Genomic DNA, 16,665 nt, shown 5'->3' with positions numbered 1-16,665 from the left:
CAGCAGGCCCGGTCTCGACAGATCTTCACGGTGCTGGCGGTTGGCCTAAGCCCTGAACCATCACTGAAACTGAATACGCACGGCCGCATGGACCGCCGCGGTCCGATAGAGCGTGAGCACTCTCGATAGCCGCGATACCGGCGCGAGCCACGGCCAATCGCGCACGGTGGAAGCTCGCTGATCGTCGGCAACCGAGACTTGATATGCGTCGCTCATATCGGACGCCGCTCCCTGAAATGCGTGCACTGCGGTACGCTTGAACAATTCATAACCGAACAGCGTTCGTAAATGCAATTGGGGGTACTTGACCTCGGCCCACTGCCGGCTATCACCTCGCGTTTCCTCCACGGAGTGCATCCATGCCCGCCGGCTCGATGATCGACCGCGTCCTCGACATGCTCGACCTGCTGGCCGATTACCCAACCGGATTGCCGGTTTCCGAGATCGCGCGCCGTCTGAATGCCTCAAAGAGCGAAACCTTCCGGGTGCTGACCGTTATGATGAAGCGGGACTTTGTCAGCCAGGATCGCGAGACGCAGCGTTACCGATTGAGCGTAAGGACTGCGGCGCTCGCTCTGCGGTTTTTCGGGAGTTCCGGCTTAATTGAAGTCTGCCAGCCGATCCTCGACCGGTTGGCGGCGCGCACCGGCGAGCTCGTCCGACTGGCTATTGTCGAACACGGTGAACTCTACTTCATCGCCAATGCTCAAGGCGCCTTGGGTGGCATTCGGTTCGATCCCGACATGGGCCGAAAGCCGGCTAGCCTCAATGGGACCGCAAACGGCCGCGCCTGGCTCGCGACGCTTGATCCACAAGAGGCGGAGGACGTCGTGACCGAACGTGGCTTCACCGTCCCGCAATTGCCCTTGAAGACCAGCGTGACAGACACTTCGAGCTTGCGGATCGCTCTCGCAGCGGTGCGAGATAATGGATTTGCGACCTCCTTTGAAGAAACGATCGAAGGCCTTGTGACCGTAGCGGCCGCGATCGAGCGCCGTTCTGGCGGACCAGCGGTTGGGTGCGTCAGTTTTGCCGGCCCCATCTTTAGGCTCAGCAATCAAAAGATCGCCGAATTCGTTCCAGATCTCAAAGCCGCCGCCAGTCAAATCGGCAGCATATGGCCGGTAAAGCCGCAATATCTTGATATTGATATCTGAACATCATTTTCAGGATTCTTGGCGGCTTAAGGCAAGGCTTTCGGTTCGGCGCTTCGTGGCAGTCCTGGGGGCCTGCACTCGCTTGATGCTGATGATCTCCTGATCGAGCATGAGGGTGTAGCAGCTCGTCGCCAACGTCCGGAAGGACGCTCAAGCCCGACGGCATGCGTCTCATCCTGATCCGCCAAGCGCATCGGGCACAATCTTGAGCTAGGAGCGACGCACGCTTTCGCGGAGCAGACCTCGGCCAGCAAGATTGGCCATGAATGCGCCGAGGCCAAAAGTCCAGGGCTCGCAGGCCGAGCTCGGCTTCATGCGGTTGACCAGTGCCCCCAATCCGGGCGCGGCGATGGTGACGATATCACCGGTCTTATGGGTGAAGCCCATGCCCGGCTGATCGCGATCCTGCGTCGGTGCGAACATCGTGCCGAGGAACAGGACGAAGCCATCCGGATATTGGTGATGCGGACCGAGGGTCTGAGCCACCAGATCCTCGGGATCGCGACTGATCTCGGAGATGGAAGACGACCCCTCCATCCGGAATCCGTCCTCTCCCTCGACCGTCAGCGTCACAGTCGTCTTGCGTACGTCGTCGAGAGAAAACGTCTCGTCGAAAAACCGGATGAAGGGCCCGACGGCACACGAGGCGTTGTTGTCTTTCGCCTTGGAGAGGAGCAACGCGGAGCGGCCTTCGAAATCGCGCAGATTCACGTCGTTTCCCAGGGTCGCACCCACGATTCTGCCGTCGGCCTTGACCACGACGACGACCTCGGGTTCTGGGTTGTTCCAGGTCGACCCCGGATGAAGCCCTGCATCCATGAAAGCGCCGACAGCGGAAAGGGTGGGCGCCTTGGTGAACACCTCGGCATCCGGGCCGATCCCGACTTCAAGATACTGGCTCCAGGCCCCTTGAGCGACCAGCACGTCCTTGAGCCTCGCAGCTTCCGTTGAACCGGGCTTCAATCGGCTCAAATCATCACCCACCAGGCGCAAGACCTCGGCTCGAATGGCTGCCGCCGCGCTGGCATCGCCTCTTGCCCGCTCCTCGATCACGCGCTCCAGCATGGAAACTGCAAAGGTCACGCCGGCAGCCTTGACCACCTGCAGGTCGATGGGCGCAAGCAGCCAGGGACGCGACGGATCTCTGCTATCCGGCATCGTGTTCGCAATGATCTCATCGAGAGAGCCCACCAATTCGCCCGCAGCGGCCCTCAGAAAGCCGGCTGGGTCGCCCATGTCCGCGAGCTGGCTCATGGTGGGGACGGCAGAAGATATGTCGAAGATGCCATCCTGACGGATCGCCACCACCGAAGGTCCGATGCCTGGTCGCCAAACCCTCCCAGCAAGCGCACCGTCGTAGCCATCGACAGGCAGAGTTTGACGGGGGTTGCCGAAGGGCCATGCCGGTGAATTCATTGCCTGTCTTCCGTTCGCATTTTCAAGCAGAGGCGGCACGGGCGCGCCTGGAAGCGTAAGAACTCTGGACTGTCGTTAAAGGGCGCCAGAAGATCGTTCAGATCTCCGCTGTCTTGGGGCTTCGCAGTATGCGGAGTGGGACAGCTGACCCGCCTCAAAGCGAAATGTTCATCTTTGCTTATGGCAGCTCCACCCGGGTGATCTCTACAGCCTATCACCGGCCCGAGGACTTGAGATTCCAACCCCTCTTCTGCAGCTCGGCGATGCCCGTGTTGATTGATTGCAAGGGCTCTTTCTCGCGAATGATTTCGAGAACGACGTTCTCGATCTTGCAGGTCGCTTCGACTGCTTTTCCCAGCGCCTCGAAATCGATGACCCCGGTCCCGATCGGATCATGGCCCCAGATGTCGAGCCCGGTATCGGAGATATGCACAAGTCCGATCGCCGAATGTCCCGACAGAAGGCAGGCGACGGGATCTTCCTCAATGTAGGCCGCGTTCGCGACGTCGTAGACGATTTTCAGGCGGTCGCTGCCTACCTCCTGGACCACACCGAGCATCTCGGCGAAAGTCGGCCGGAAGCAATACGGCGTGTTTTCCAGCAGCAGCCGGACTCCGGCCTGTTCAGCCCGCGGCAGGAGAACGTCCAGGCTCTCGTACAGCCAGCCGAACGTCTGCTCCAGCGAAGGCGAGATCATCGGGCGGCGCGTGCCCGGCGAGATCACCACGTCGACCGCACCCCAGGCATAGGCGAGGTCGATCACGTCCTTGATGTGATCGGTGCTCTTGCGTCTCATGTTCGCAGCCGGACTCGCCAGGTTGATGTCGTATCCACCTGCGTTAAGCGACCTCACGCTGGCTCCGCAGTCCTGCAATCGCCGCCGCGCCGTTGCGCGCGCGGCTGGCGCCATCTCGTCCGGCCAGCAATGTGGCGCGCTGATAGGCACCTCGAAGACACTGAAACCGTGATCGCTGAGCTCGACGATCGCGTCGATTGCGGTCGCCGACCAGAGGTATGAGAAGGTATTGATGATCATGCGAATGGTCCTCCGAGGACATCGTCCGGCCGCGACAACGCGCCAACAGCGCGACAGCCGCGTGCCGGCGCTGTCTGCGTCACGCACTTTGGGGCGCCGAGCTGGGTCGCCCGGGTATGTGGCTCAGGATCGACTTGCTGAACCCACCGTCGACGCAGAGATCCTGCCCGGTCACATAGCCCGCCAGCGGGCTGACCAGGAACTCGATCGCATTGGCGATGTCTCTTGGCTGCCCGATCCGCCCGAGCGGAATGAGCTTCTCGCGCGCCGCCTTGATGGCCGGGTCGGCATACATCTTCGCGGACATCGGCGTTTGCGTCATGCCGGGCGAGACGACGTTGACGCGGATGCCGTCCGGCGCCCATTCCAGCGCCAGCGTCTGGGCGAGCATGGCCAGAGCGGCCTTGGTGGGGCTGTAGGCGCCCGAGCCTGCGTGCGGCACCTGCCCTGACATCGAAGAGGTGAAGCAGGCTGCGCCGCGGCTTGCCTTCAAATGCGGATAGCTGTGCTTTGCCAGGAGCCACGCCCCGCGCAGGTTGATTGCGAACATTCGCTCCCACTCGTCGAGCGACAGATCGCTGATCTTCCCGGGTTTCGCCACACCCGCGTTAGCGACCAGCGCGTCCAGCCCTCCAAACGCCGCCGCCGCCGCATCGACGAGCCGCGCGGGGGCATCGACGTCGCCGAGGTCGCCGCTGAGTGCGATGGCCTCACCGCCGAGTTCGCGCACTTGGCGCGCAACCTCCTCCTGCGTGTCGGAAGATTCCCGGCCACAGACCGCGATCTTCGGACGCTCGCCTCGGGCGAGCGCTGCTTCGGTGATCCGTAGGCAGACCGCCGCTCCGATCCCGCGGCTTGCGCCGCTCACTAAGGCTCTCATTGATCGCTCCTCCTCAGAACGAGACTTGTGTATTGGGAGACCCGCCTGCGCGACGGGTCCTTCAGATGCGTTTCAGGGGCTGCTGTCGCGCCTCAAACCGTGACGCCGAGCGGCCAGGGAGCGAACTCGGCCGATCCAAAATCGAAGAGTTCGCTCTTGGTGCGCTCGCCGGAGGCGACCCGAAGAATGAGGTCGAAGATCCGCTGTCCGGCTTCCGACACGGTCTCCTCGCCATCGAGGATCGTGCCGCAGTTTACGTCCATGTCCTCCTCCATGCGCGTGTAGAGAGGCGTGTTGGTCGCGATCTTGATCGATGGGGCAGGCTTGCAGCCAAACACGCTGCCTCGCCCGGTGGTGAAGCACACCACGTTTGCGCCGCCTGCGACCTGACCAGTCGCCGAGACCGGATCGAAACCCGGCGTATCCATGAACACGAACCCCTTCGCGGTTACCGCCTCCGCATACTTGATCACGTCCACAAGGTTGGTGCTGCCAGCCTTGGCCATGGCGCCGAGCGACTTTTCGAGAATCGTCGTCAGTCCTCCAGCCTTGTTGCCAGGAGAGGGGTTTGCGTTGATCTCCGCCCCGTGCTTGCGGGTATATTCCTCCCACCAGGTCATGAGGCTCACCAGCTTCTCGCCGACTTCCCGGCTGACGGCACGCCGGGTGAAGAGGTGCTCGGCGCCGTAAGTTTCCGTCGTTTCCGACAGAATTACTGTGCCGCCATTGCGCACGACGAGATCGCTTGCGACGCCGAGGGCGGGATTGGCCGAGACGCCGGAGTAACCGTCCGATCCGCCGCACTGCAGGGCGATCTTGAGCTCGCTCGCGGGAACGGTCTCCCGATGCACGCGGTTGGCATCAGTGAGAACCTCCCGCACAAAATCCATGCCGGCTTCCACCGTCTTGCGGGTGCCGCCCATCGCCTGGATATCCATGTTGCGGATGCGATCGGTCAGGTTGTGCTCCTTGAGCATCGCGCCAATCTGATTCACCTCGCAACCGAGCCCGAGCACGACGATGTGAGAGAAATTGGGGTGGCGCGCATAGCCGGCGAGCGTCCGCCGCAAGAGCTGCAATGGTTCTCCCTCGGCCATGCCGCAGCCGGTCTTATGCGTCAGCGCAACAACGCCATCGACATTCGGATAGCCCGCTAGCGGCTCGATTCCGAGAAGTGGATGTCGCTTGAAAGCGTCGGCAACGAGGCCTGCCACATGAGCACTGCAATTCACCGAGGTGAGAATGCCGATGTAGTTGCGCGTTGCGACGCGGCCATCCGGGCGGCGAATGCCTTCGAATGTGGCTGGGACTTCGACATAATCAGTAGGCCTTACGTCTTGGCCGTAAGCATAGTCCTTCGCAAAATCGCCCATTCCCATGTTGTGAACGTGGACGTGCTCTCCAGGGGCGATATCGGTGGTCGCAAACCCGATGACCTGATTGTAGCGGCGAACAGGCTCGCCTTGAACGATCGCCCGTGCAGCGACCTTGTGGCCTGCAGGAATGCGAGCGGAGGTCACGACCCCGTCGGCAACGGGCGTGCCAGCCAGCAACGCCGCGCGCGCAATGACGACATTATCGTCCGTGTGAAGGCGTATTACTGGGTGCATTGTCCCGGTTTCCTGTTCGCGAAACTGCGCGTCGACCAAGGTAGGCGCGCTGTTCTTGCTAGTCGGCCGTGCCCGTGAGAGCTGGCCTTGGCGCCTCGAGGCGCCAAGTTGATCTCAACGGGTGCCGACGAGGTCGAACTGCAAACGGTAGATTCCGTGCAGGGCTTCCGGCGCGCCTAAGTCACTGAGCACTGCGGGGCTCAGATGAGTGGCCACGACATGCTCGACCGCTTCCTGCGTGGCTCCCTCCACCATGAGTACCCAACGAGGAACCATGTTTGCGGCTCGCCCACGCTGCTCGGCTGTCTTGACGTTGCTCGCGCTCTCATCAGCCCGGCAGATATGCACTGCTGAGATCGCAGCTGTTTGCGCCACCTTAGGCAGCATGGATTCGGAGAGTGTCTTGAGAATTTCCGGATCCTGGCCTGGCTCGCAATCGAAGCGGATGGTCCCGATGAAGCCACCCGATCCCGCGCCTAGCGAGACCTCGACGTCGCACAGCGATCGAGAGGTGTTCCTGAAGTGCTGGACGGAGCGCGTGGTCCATTCGGTCGGACTGTTCAGCCGCGCCAGATAATCCGCACCGGTGAGCACCGACTTGTGCTGAACCTCGTAGAGCGTGAAATATTCCGGCGTGCCCGACAAAGCGATGTAACGGCGACCGCGCAGAAAGCCCGGAATTCCAACCCGCTCCGGGATATGCTCGCGGTCGTGCCATTCATAAAAATTGGCCCGACCTTCATCGGTGATATCGTTCCATATGGCGATAACGCCTGATCCTGACAAAGACATGGGAAGCTCCTCGCTCGTTGGTTTTCCCGTTGCGTTCGTCCGATCCAGGAGGCCGGCGAACGCGATAGCGTCGCAGCTGGATCGAGCTACTGGCCGGGTGTGGGTCTAAGGTGCGTGTTCGACCGTTTGGGGCGTGCCGCCGTTGGCCGCGGAACGGTATGCTGCCTCGAGGACGGCGATCGCGTGTTCCGCCTCGCGTAGACCTGCGACGGGCGCTCGGCCTTCGGCCAGATCCGCCCAACTGCGTCGGAGAAACACCGGGTAATATTCGTCGGTATTGAACTCGACAGTGGTGGAGCGCCCCGGCTGTTGGTCGCGGCCTTTCACATAGAGCTGGTCAGCATACGCTCGCACGTAGGAGGAGGTATGCGAGATCGAAAACGCAAAGTCGCGCTGGTCTTCTGCCGTTGACGGATACAGGTAACCGGTTTCGATCACGCCAATTTGGCCCGCCGCATTCTGGCAGGACAGGATGGCCTGCTCGTCGACGGTGACCTCGGGGCGGAACGTCCGAGCCTGAGCCGAAACATGAGTGATCGGGGCGCCCGTGAAGGACGAGATCAGATCGATAAAATGAATACCGACATTCAGGAGCGAACCGCCGCCTGCCTGTCGGTTGTCCAGCATCCAGCTGTTCCCGTTTCGCTCATAGCGATCAGCCAGGCCTACGATGAATCTGAATGACAGATGCTGAAAGCCTTCCGGCGTAAAACCTTCGGCCGGCGACAAACGTGAAGCCCAGTCGCTTACCCGGTTGATAAACGGAACGGTGACGTGAACGCGCCGCCGCTCGGCCAGCTGCCGGATGCGTCGAACCTCTTTCAGATTGAGGCCGCAAGGCTTCTCGATCAGAAATGGGATTCCGCGGTCAGTCAGGCGCTCGGCCAAGGCTGCCATCCTGGAATGGCGGCTAAACACGAGGGCGAAGTCGAAATCTTCTTTGAGCAGCTCTTCGTTCGAACCGAAAAGCTTGCAGTTCAGCTGGTGCGCGAAACGCGCCCCCGAAAACGCTTCGCTATCGGAGATGCCGACTATCTCGACACCCGGATCGCCGAGCGCCGGGATGTAGAGCGGGAAATGCCAATGGCTGACGTCGAATATTGCGATCTTCATAGGAAGTTCCGTGAAAACGCGAGTGTCGAAGCACTCAATCCATGTAGGAGCCGCCGTTGACGCTTAGGGTCTCGCCGAAGATGTAGCTGGCGTCGTCGGAAGCGAGGAAGGCCGTTGCCCGCCCGATCTCTTCAGGGCGACCGAGGCGGCCGGCGGGAATGCGCGAAATGGTCGTCGCCTTCATGTCGCCGCTCATCCCATCGGTGAGTTCTGTTGCGAAGAGTCCGGGCGCGACGGCATTGACGTTGACGCCGAATGGGGCGGCGTAGAGTGCGAGAGATTTCGTCAGGCCGATAATTCCGGCCTTGGCAGCGGTATAATGCGCATTGCCGATGAAATCGCCGCGCTTTCCGGCCACGGAACTGATGTTGACGATCTTGCCGTACTTCTGCTGTTTCATGCCGGCGAGCACTGCCTGGCAGCAATTGAACGAGCCTTTCAGATGGATGTTGAGCATCCGATCCCACTTTTCCGCGGTGATCTCTGGAAAGCTCACGAAATCGCCGATGCCGGCGTTGTTGATCAGGATGTCCACTCGGCCGAATTCTGCCCGGATTTTTCCGAAAGCTTCCTCGACCTGGTCGGACTCAGCCACGTCGAAGGCGATCGGGCTGGCTTTGCCGCCTGTGGCTCGGATGGACGCTGCAGCCAGTTCGGCAGGCTCGAGCAAGCGATCGGTAATGACCACATGAGCGCCGCGGCCGGCGAGAACCTCGGCAATGGCTTTCCCCAATCCGCGGCCAGCTCCCGTGACCACGGCAATCTTTCCCGACAGGTCGTGCTGAATAGAAGTCATGCTCACTCCCGGTATTACTCGGCTGGTTATCGAGCCGCCTCGGTTTGCGAAAACCGGCGAATTATGCTAATGGAATATCGTTCCAGCAACCTCTTGCTACAGTGGTGCCATGCGGCTTGTCAAATCCCTCGTCGAACGCTGCTTCGACCTCATCACCCTGCTGAGCGAGAACGCTGGCGCGATGCCGCTCGGTGAGATCAGCCGCCGTCTGGACGTGCCGAAGAGCGCGGCGCATCGGCTTGTGACCACGCTGTGCGACCTCGGATGGGCCGAGCAGGACGCTGACAGTGGCTTCTATCGCTTGTCGTTGCGGTTGGCCGTCGTTGGTCAACGTCTTCTGGTAGGAACGCGTATTCCTGACATCTGCCAGCCAATTCTTGATCGCTTGGCGAGCACGACGGAAGGACTCGGCAGAATCGCTATCGTAGACCCAGACGGACTAACCTGGATTGCTCATTCACAAGGCGCCCGTACCGGCCTGATTTATCAGCCTGAACTTGTAGCAAAAGTTCCTCTTCATATGACGGCCAACGGAAAAGCTTGGCTAGCGACCCTTGATCGTGATGATGCCTTGGCCCGAGCAGTCGCCAGTGGACTGGGAACATCAGACGTTGGGGGGCCTCGGGTCATCACGACCAAACAGACATTCTCAGCTGCCCTGGATGAGACGCAGGAGCGAGGCTGGGCCACTGCGATCGAAGAGGCTGAGCCGGGTGTTGCCGCCGTGGCGGCTGCAATCCGTGTCGGTGAGCAGGTCGTAGGCACGGTAAGCGTTGCCGGTCCGATCCATCGCTTCTCGCCTATCGTCGTTCCACGAGTGGGGGAGCTGGTAAAGGCGACTGCGCAGGAGCTTTCGGCTCTTTGGCCGTATCGGATCGCCTCCGCCGTGAGGCAGGCGACGACAGCTTAATAATATTAAGTATATGAAAAATAATAATAATTAGCGCTCGACTTGGCAGGGCCGCTTGAGCGCAAGAGGTTCTCATTGACACCAGACTTGCTAACGGAATATCATTCCATTAACAGCCAGCTTACGGCCAATGAGAAAACGGCTCCTCCGAGAGCCAAGGGAGGAATTGATGGCGAATGTCGAGCTGAAGGCGGTCCGTAAATCTTATGGGAACGCGCCTGTCATTCACGGGGTGACTGTCGACATTCGTGACGGAGAGTTCGTCACATTGGTCGGGCCTTCCGGGTGTGGAAAGTCGACCCTGCTTCGTATGATCGCCGGTCTGGAGGATATTTCGGGCGGCGAGGTCCAGATCGGTGGTCGAACAGTGAACGGCGTTCCACCAAAGGAGCGCGACATCGCCATGGTCTTCCAAAACTACGCGCTGTATCCCCACATGACGGTCGCGGAGAATATGGGTTTCTCCCTGAAGCTTAAGAAGGCCCCTCGCGAGGAGCGGGAAGCGGGCGTGAGGCGCGCGGCGGAAATTCTCAGCCTCACCAAGCTCCTGGATCGCTATCCCCGCGAGCTGTCTGGTGGCCAGCGTCAGCGCGTGGCGATGGGCCGTGCGATCGTTCGAAACCCGCAGGTCTTCCTCTTCGACGAGCCTTTGTCGAACCTCGATGCCAAACTACGCGTGCAGATGCGCACCGAGATCAAGGAGCTGCATCAACGCCTCAAGACCACGACCGTTTATGTCACGCACGACCAGGTCGAGGCCATGACGATGGCCGACAAGATCGTCGTGATGCATGACGGCCTAGTCGAGCAGATCGGCGCTCCGCTCGAACTCTACAACAATCCCGCCAATATGTTTGTCGCCGGATTCATTGGATCTCCGGCAATGAACTTCCTGAAGGGGCGTTGCGAGCAAGGGCGGTTCCTCCTTGAGGACGGGTCGGCCCTGCCTCTGCCTGCCAGCCTGCAGCATCTATCCACCGACGCCATATATGGTGTCCGGCCCGAGCATCTCGTCAGGAGCGATGACGGGTTGGCACTTACCGTCGCGGTCGTTGAGCCGACGGGGGCCGAGACGCAGGTAATCGCTCGCCATGGCTCGCAAAGCATCGTGTGCATTTTTCGGGATGCTGACCTGCCGCAGCCCGGCGAAACTATTCGCGTCAGGCCGGATGTCTCGCGCATTCACGTGTTCAGCGAAAGCAACGGCAGTCGACTCTCCTGAGCAACAGTGAATGCGCTCGCTGGCTGCAATGGCCTGCGGCCGTTGCCCAGGGAATTTTTACGGAACCCAAAAATGTCAGCAAGCCGCTCACAGGCCGTGACCAGCTCCCCAGGAGTTGGCCTCACAGGCGACATGCCAGAGACGCACAGCGAAGCTCGCATCTCTTGGGCACCCTATCTCTGGTTTGCACCAGCGATATTGGTACTGTTTCTGGTCACGCTTTACCCGACCTTTTTCGTCGGTTGGTTGAGCTTTCAAAAGACGAGGTACTACGATCTCATCGGGTTTGTCGGGCTCGCGAATTACACGGAGGTCTTAGGATCGGCGGCATTCTGGAGCACGGTGTATGTGTCTTTGGCTTACGTCGTTGGATCGCTTGCGGGCGCGGTGGTCCTCGGCATGGCCGCGGCCCTCGTGCTCAACAATGCCGGCCCGACCGGAACAGTTCTGCGGGTTTTTATTCTGTTCCCCTGGACGCTGTCGATGTCGGTCGTGGGCAGTATCTGGCTCTGGCTTCTCAATCCGTCTTTCGGGCCTATTCCCTACTTGATGCAGGCCATTGGGATTGAACCTGGCCTTATGCTGGGGGACCCGGGCCTTGCACTGCCCCTGATCATCATCGTCACTGCCTGGTGGTCGTTTCCCTACGTGATGGTCATGGCCACTGCTGCCATGCAATCCATCCCGAAAGAGCTTTACGAAGCCGTAGAAATTGATGGCGGAGGGCCGCTGATCAAGTTTCGCTATGTTACGCTGACGCAGATCCTCCCGACGCTCGGCAGCACAGCACTGACCCTGTCGATCATGTACCTGACCTTGATGACGCTGATTATCGTCATGACAGGCGGCGGACCGCTCGGCTCGACCACGACTCTAAGCTTCGAAGCGTTCCGCGGAACCGTGCAAGCCGTCAACATCGGGCCCACCGCGGTCGTCTCGATTGTTGTCCTGTTGATCAACGTTGCCCTCGGTGTGCTCTACACCCGGCTTACTGGTCGCGTTACCGGATAGGATTAGGCACATGAGCGCAGCTGTATCTTCTGGTCGCCCAACCGGGCGCGCCCCCGCGATCCTTATGTCCCTGTTTTTCGCGGTCATTGTGCTCGGGCCTGTGGCTTGGGCTCTGGCGACGTCGTTCAAGACCGAAGTGGAAGCGGTAGCCGTACCGCCGACGCTCTGGCCTAGTAAAGCAACGCTGGAAAACTACTTCAAGGTCTTTCGAGACCAGTCCTTCGCTCGGGATTTCTTCAACTCCGTTCTCTATGCCGTTGGTGCCGTAGTTCTCGCGCTACTGGTCGGCATTCCCGCTGGCTATGCAGCCGCTCGCTTCTCGTTCAAAGGCAAGCGCGCGCTGATGCTCGTCATCCTGGCGACGTCGATGGTGCCTGGCGTCGCGCTGCTGGTGCCCACCTATTACCTGCTCGATTCGGTCGGCTTGCTGAACAGCGGAATCGTCGTGACGATCATTCTGTCGGCAAGGATTATCCCCCAAACCGTGTGGTTCATCGCGAATTTCGTCGAAGCGGTTCCTGTCGAGATCGAAGATTCCGCTTTCATGGATGGTGCGAACCGCTTCGAGATCATCTGGAACCTCATCCTCCCGCTGATACGTCCAGGCATCGCCGCGGTCGCTACGATCGGCATCGTCACGACCTGGAACGACTACATTACGGTGGCAGTCTTTGCGCCCGAGGTCGCCAAACGGACGCTTCAGGTCGCGCTGGTCAATCAGGTTTTCGACGCGGTTGGCATCTCGTGGTCGTACATGATGGCCTTCGTCGTCATCGCATCGATGCCGGTCATTCTCATGTTCGGCCTTGTTCAAAAGTGGTTCATCTCCGGCCTCACGGCAGGAGCGGTGAAGGGCTGACCGGCAGAAGATCGATAACTGCACGGCAGCACAACAAATCAGAGAGGGGAAACACCTATGACTGCTACGTCACGACGCGCAATGATCAAGGCAGCAGCGGTATTGACCGTCTGTGCCAGCGTATCCGCTTCATTCACGGAGCACGCCATCGCTCAGGCAACGGAAATCGTCTACTCGACGTTTCTTGATCCGAATAATGCCAACGATCCTCGGTCGGCAGCCCAGACGAAGATGATCCAGGCTTTCGAGAGCAAGTACCCGGACATCAAAATCAAGCTCTTGGTCGATCCGACGGGCGCGACCGTCACCAGGGCGGTCAAGTCCCGTAGCGACACGCCAGACGTCATTCGCGTTGTAAGCTTCGGTCTCCCGGAGTACGCAGCCACGGGCAATCTCGTCCCGTTGAATGACCTCGTCAAAAAGGATGGGATTCCCGACGAGGACTGGCTGCTTCCGCTATCGACGTCCCAGATCGACGGAAAGCTTTTCGCTCTTCCCCAGGATTTCCGCATCCCGATCCTGACGTATCGCAAGGGCGCCATCCAGGAAGCGGGGGTGACGCCGCCGAAGACTTGGGACGAGGTTTGCGCTGCGGGCTCAAAATTCAAGCAGCCGAACGTGAACGGCTTCGCCGTTCCGCTCGGCGCAACCGGCGGCATCGGTGGCGCCCAGAGCCTGGCGGAGTTCTTTCTAAGCACGATGCTGGTCGGCTCCGACGGCCGGTACTTCGCTCCTGATGGGAAGATCGCGTTCTCGAAAGAGAATTTCATCCGCGCTGGCACAACGATCAAAGATCTTTTCACGAAGTGTAAAGTCACATCCCTGCGCAGCGCGCAGATGGGGATCAACGAGGTCCATGACGGCCTGCGATCCGGCACGATCGCGATGACCAACTTCGGTCTGTATCGCTTTAAGACCCTTCAGACCCAAGGGGCGGGCGACGATCTGGGCTGGGCGCCGGCGCCTTCCTTCTCGGGTACCGACAAGCAGACCGTTTACAGCTACACCATCGCCCTCAACAAGAACTCGAAGAAGCAGGACGCCGCCTGGACCTTCATGAAGTTCGTCATCTCCCCCGAGGCGCAGGCGATTGCGGCCGAAGGCGGCGAGGTGGTCTCGAGGAAATCGGCCTACAACTCGCCTTATCTCCAGAGCGAGGCAGCCAACAATCAGAAGCAATGGGCCGAACTGGTGAGCCAGCGCGGGCAGGCCGTCGCATACTCCCCAATTCTGTCGACCTTCCACACCATCCTCGGCGAAGCCTTCCAGAGAATGGTGCTGCGCGATGAAACGCCAGAGAACGCCTATGCGGAAGTCGTCAAGCGCTACGACGAAGCGCTGACCAAGGCGCAGTAATCACCACAAGGCCAAGCGGGTGGGATGGGAGCGTTCTCCAACCCATTCGCCTTTCATGGAGAATTTGAGATGAAGTTGTTGCGCTATGGACCGGCGGGCGAGGAGCGGCCTGCTCTTCTTGCAGGCGACGGCACAATTCGGGATCTCAGCGGGATCATTCAAGACGTGAACGGTGCGTCTGTAACCCCCGATGTCCTCCGGCAGATTGCGGCCGTTGGCCCGATAACTCTGCCAATCGTTAGCGACGTAGGGCGGATCGGCTCCTGCATCGGCGGCGTCAGCAAGTTCATCTGTATCGGGCTCAATTACATCGACCACGCTCGTGAGACCGGCAACCAGGCGCCCGCGGAGCCCGTCGTGTTCATGAAGGCGACAAGCGCGATCGTCGGCCCCAACGATGATATCGTTCAGCCGCGCGGCTCCAGCAAACTCGATTGGGAGGTCGAGCTGGGTGTCGTCATCGGGACGAAGGCCAAATACGTCTCCAAGGAGCGCGCGTTGGATCACGTTGCGGGCTACTTCCTCGCAAACGATGTCTCCGAGCGGGCTTTCCAGACCGAGGGGACAGGCCAGTGGACCAAGGGCAAGAGCTGCGACACCTTCGGACCGATCGGGCCTTGGCTCGTGACCGCAGATGAGGTGCCCAACCCTCAAGCTCTCCGGCTTTGGCTCGATGTCGACGGCGTGCGACGTCAGGACGGCACGACCGAGAACATGATTTTCAGCATCGCTGAGATCGTCAGCTATCTCAGCGGTCTCATGACGCTCAATCCGGGCGACGTGATCATCACGGGAACGCCGGCTGGCGTCGCTCAGGGCATGAAGCCGCCCGCCTATCTGCAGCCCGGCCAGGTCGTGACGCTTGGCATCGAAGGGCTCGGCGAACAGAGGCAAACTGTCGTCGCCGACGCAGCGTGATAGCGCCTTTCCCGGTGGGCGGTGGACCACTGCGGGCGTGGTGGAATCACTGCCGCCCACCATTTGGGCCTCCGCGATCGGGTTCGCTTCTTCGTGTCAGAACCGGCCTAGAAGGCCCTTAGGTAACGAGGTCAGGATGGCTCTTCAGAACTCTCCCAGCATCGAAGGAAACGTACTCGCAGAGGAGTTGATCCGCGCCCATCTGACGGGCGCGGAACTTGACGCGGGTTCTCTCCCAGAGCCGTCAAATCCATCGATCGCGATGCAAGTACAAGCCGAGGTGCACGAGCGGCTGGCTCGTCCCATCGCGGGTTGGAAAGTGGCGATTGGGCCGGAGCGGCTGCCGGTGGCGGCTCCCCTCCTGTCTGTTTATCCCAACGCCTCAATGATCGCGCATTCAAGCAAATTCACCGTCGAAGTCGAGCTCGCGGTTTTCCTCCGTAGCGATCTCCCCCGCCGGGTGGCTGGGTCCTATGAGCGCTCAGATATCCTCGACGCGATCGACAAGGTTGTGCTGGGGATCGAAGTGATCGGAGGACGGTTCGCGAACCCCGCGGACGTCCCATTCCTGTCGTTCCTGGCGGACAACCTGGGGAACCGAGCTTACGTCGTCGGCGATACCGTTTCGCCGGCTGCCCTCAGCGAGATCAATGGCCTCGACTGTGAAGTGACATTGGCCGGGCGGTCAATTTTCAAAGCCGCTGCGTCCCATCCTGCCAAGGACCCGCTGCTGCCGTTGCTCGCCTATGCAAACGCGCAAAGCGATAATCTCGGGGGACTGAAGGAGGGGCAAGTCGTGACCACCGGTAGCCTTTGCGGAGTCCTGCCCATCGCCGTTGCTGACCTGCTGGAGGCGCGTGTTTCCGAGATTGGTCAGGTATCGGTGCGGTTCGAATAGCGTCGCCGGTCGCTGGTCTCCCCATTGCACGCCGACGTGCCGCGCGCCTTCACGCCGTTGACCTGGGACAACTCGATCCCGCTTTCCAGGCTGCGCCTGCTTGAGACTTCCCCAACCAACGACTCTCGACCAAACGGTCGAGCAAGAAGGTGTGACATATGTCTGGACCGTTCAAAAACCTCATCGCCGGAGAATGGGCTGGCGGAGCCAACGCCTCGCGCAACATCAACCCCTCGAACACGAACGATGTGGTCGGCGAGTACACGCAAGGCTCGGTCGAGGACCTGAACAACGCGGTCGCCGCCGCCAAGGCCGCTTTCCCGGCCTGGAGCCGCTCCACCCCGCAGGAGCGCTACGACATCCTGAAGAAGGCCTCCGACGAGATTCTCGCCCGCAAGGACGAGCTCGGCCGCCTGCTTTCGCGCGAGGAGGGCAAGACGCTGGCCGAAGGCATCGGCGAGGCGACCTGCGCCGGCCAGGTCTTCGCGTTTTTCGCCGGTGAGTGCTTGCGCCTCGGTGGCGAGATGGTTCCGTCGGTGCGTCCCGGCGTCGGCGTGGAGGTGACGCGCGAGCCGCTCGGCATCATCGGCATGATCACGCCGTGGAACTTCCCGATCGCGATCCCCGCCTGGAAGATCGCGCCGGCGCTCGCCTGGGGCAATTGCGTGGTCCTGAAGCCGGCCGATCTTGT

17 protein-coding genes are annotated in these 16,665 nt (G+C 60.7%); 9 read left to right on the top strand and 8 right to left on the bottom strand.

Annotated elements, in window-relative coordinates; all coding sequences use genetic code 11:
• Positions 1–60: 60 nt before the first annotated feature.
• The gene (locus AC1DEZ_RS27105; RefSeq protein WP_476781287.1) at positions 61–348 is read right to left on the bottom strand and encodes a hypothetical protein; all 288 of its coding nucleotides are present in this window, start codon (positions 346–348) and stop codon (positions 61–63) included.
• A gap of 11 nt (positions 349–359) precedes the next feature.
• Here AC1DEZ_RS27105 and AC1DEZ_RS27100 point away from each other — a divergent pair, with 11 nt between their 5' ends.
• Positions 360–1,157, top strand: a complete 798-nt coding sequence (locus AC1DEZ_RS27100; RefSeq protein WP_476781286.1) for an IclR family transcriptional regulator — start codon at positions 360–362, stop codon at positions 1,155–1,157.
• Between the two features lie 210 nt (positions 1,158–1,367).
• Here the strand turns inward: AC1DEZ_RS27100 and AC1DEZ_RS27095 are convergent, their stop codons facing one another.
• The 7 genes from AC1DEZ_RS27095 to AC1DEZ_RS27065 all read right to left on the bottom strand — a co-directional run bounded on the left by AC1DEZ_RS27095 (position 1,368) and on the right by AC1DEZ_RS27065 (position 8,800).
• Positions 1,368–2,573, bottom strand: a complete 1,206-nt coding sequence (locus tag AC1DEZ_RS27095; RefSeq protein ID WP_476781285.1) for a fumarylacetoacetate hydrolase family protein — start codon at positions 2,571–2,573, stop codon at positions 1,368–1,370.
• Between the two features lie 214 nt (positions 2,574–2,787).
• Positions 2,788–3,609 (bottom strand): sugar phosphate isomerase/epimerase family protein, encoded by an 822-nt coding sequence (locus AC1DEZ_RS27090; protein WP_476781284.1) that lies wholly within the window; start codon positions 3,607–3,609, stop codon positions 2,788–2,790.
• A 79-nt stretch (positions 3,610–3,688) separates the two neighbouring features.
• Positions 3,689–4,489, bottom strand: coding sequence for an SDR family NAD(P)-dependent oxidoreductase (locus tag AC1DEZ_RS27085; protein WP_476781283.1), 801 nt, complete (start codon positions 4,487–4,489; stop codon positions 3,689–3,691).
• Positions 4,490–4,581: 92 nt separating this feature from the next.
• Positions 4,582–6,099: a UxaA family hydrolase gene (locus AC1DEZ_RS27080; protein ID WP_476781298.1), complete on the bottom strand. Its 1,518-nt coding sequence runs from the start codon at positions 6,097–6,099 to the stop codon at positions 4,582–4,584.
• Positions 6,100–6,213: 114 nt separating this feature from the next.
• Positions 6,214–6,891 carry a hypothetical protein gene (locus tag AC1DEZ_RS27075; RefSeq protein WP_476781282.1) on the bottom strand — a complete coding sequence of 226 codons (678 nt, stop codon included), beginning with the start codon at positions 6,889–6,891 and terminating at the stop codon, positions 6,214–6,216.
• Between the two features lie 105 nt (positions 6,892–6,996).
• A complete protein-coding gene (locus AC1DEZ_RS27070; protein ID WP_476781281.1) occupies positions 6,997–8,004 on the bottom strand; it encodes a Gfo/Idh/MocA family protein in 1,008 nt (335 codons plus the stop codon).
• A gap of 34 nt (positions 8,005–8,038) precedes the next feature.
• Positions 8,039–8,800, bottom strand: a complete 762-nt coding sequence (locus tag AC1DEZ_RS27065) for an SDR family NAD(P)-dependent oxidoreductase (protein WP_476781280.1) — start codon at positions 8,798–8,800, stop codon at positions 8,039–8,041.
• A 109-nt stretch (positions 8,801–8,909) separates the two neighbouring features.
• Here AC1DEZ_RS27065 and AC1DEZ_RS27060 point away from each other — a divergent pair, with 109 nt between their 5' ends.
• The 8 genes from AC1DEZ_RS27060 to AC1DEZ_RS27025 all read left to right on the top strand — a co-directional run.
• Positions 8,910–9,710, top strand: a complete 801-nt coding sequence (locus AC1DEZ_RS27060; protein WP_476781279.1) for an IclR family transcriptional regulator — start codon at positions 8,910–8,912, stop codon at positions 9,708–9,710.
• Positions 9,711–9,879: 169 nt separating this feature from the next.
• On the top strand, positions 9,880–10,932 hold the full coding sequence (locus AC1DEZ_RS27055) for an ABC transporter ATP-binding protein (protein ID WP_476781278.1): 1,053 nt from the start codon (positions 9,880–9,882) through the stop codon (positions 10,930–10,932).
• 132 nt (positions 10,933–11,064) lie between these two features.
• Positions 11,065–11,943, top strand: a complete 879-nt coding sequence (locus tag AC1DEZ_RS27050) for a carbohydrate ABC transporter permease (protein ID WP_476781277.1) — start codon at positions 11,065–11,067, stop codon at positions 11,941–11,943.
• 10 nt (positions 11,944–11,953) lie between these two features.
• Complete coding sequence (locus tag AC1DEZ_RS27045; RefSeq protein ID WP_476781276.1) at positions 11,954–12,802, top strand: carbohydrate ABC transporter permease; 849 nt, start codon at positions 11,954–11,956, stop codon at positions 12,800–12,802.
• A gap of 81 nt (positions 12,803–12,883) precedes the next feature.
• On the top strand, positions 12,884–14,158 hold the full coding sequence (locus AC1DEZ_RS27040) for an ABC transporter substrate-binding protein (RefSeq protein ID WP_476781275.1): 1,275 nt from the start codon (positions 12,884–12,886) through the stop codon (positions 14,156–14,158).
• Positions 14,159–14,227: 69 nt separating this feature from the next.
• Positions 14,228–15,076, top strand: a complete 849-nt coding sequence (locus AC1DEZ_RS27035) for a fumarylacetoacetate hydrolase family protein (RefSeq protein ID WP_476781297.1) — start codon at positions 14,228–14,230, stop codon at positions 15,074–15,076.
• Positions 15,077–15,212: 136 nt separating this feature from the next.
• Positions 15,213–15,974, top strand: coding sequence for a fumarylacetoacetate hydrolase family protein (locus AC1DEZ_RS27030; protein WP_476781274.1), 762 nt, complete (start codon positions 15,213–15,215; stop codon positions 15,972–15,974).
• Between the two features lie 158 nt (positions 15,975–16,132).
• The coding region (locus AC1DEZ_RS27025) for an aldehyde dehydrogenase family protein (protein ID WP_476781273.1) at positions 16,133–16,665 on the top strand (533 nt) is incomplete at its 3' end.

The sequence above is a fragment of the Allobosea sp. 10L422 genome, assembly GCF_056395345.1.
This window is presented reverse-complemented; position numbering and strand designations above follow the sequence as displayed.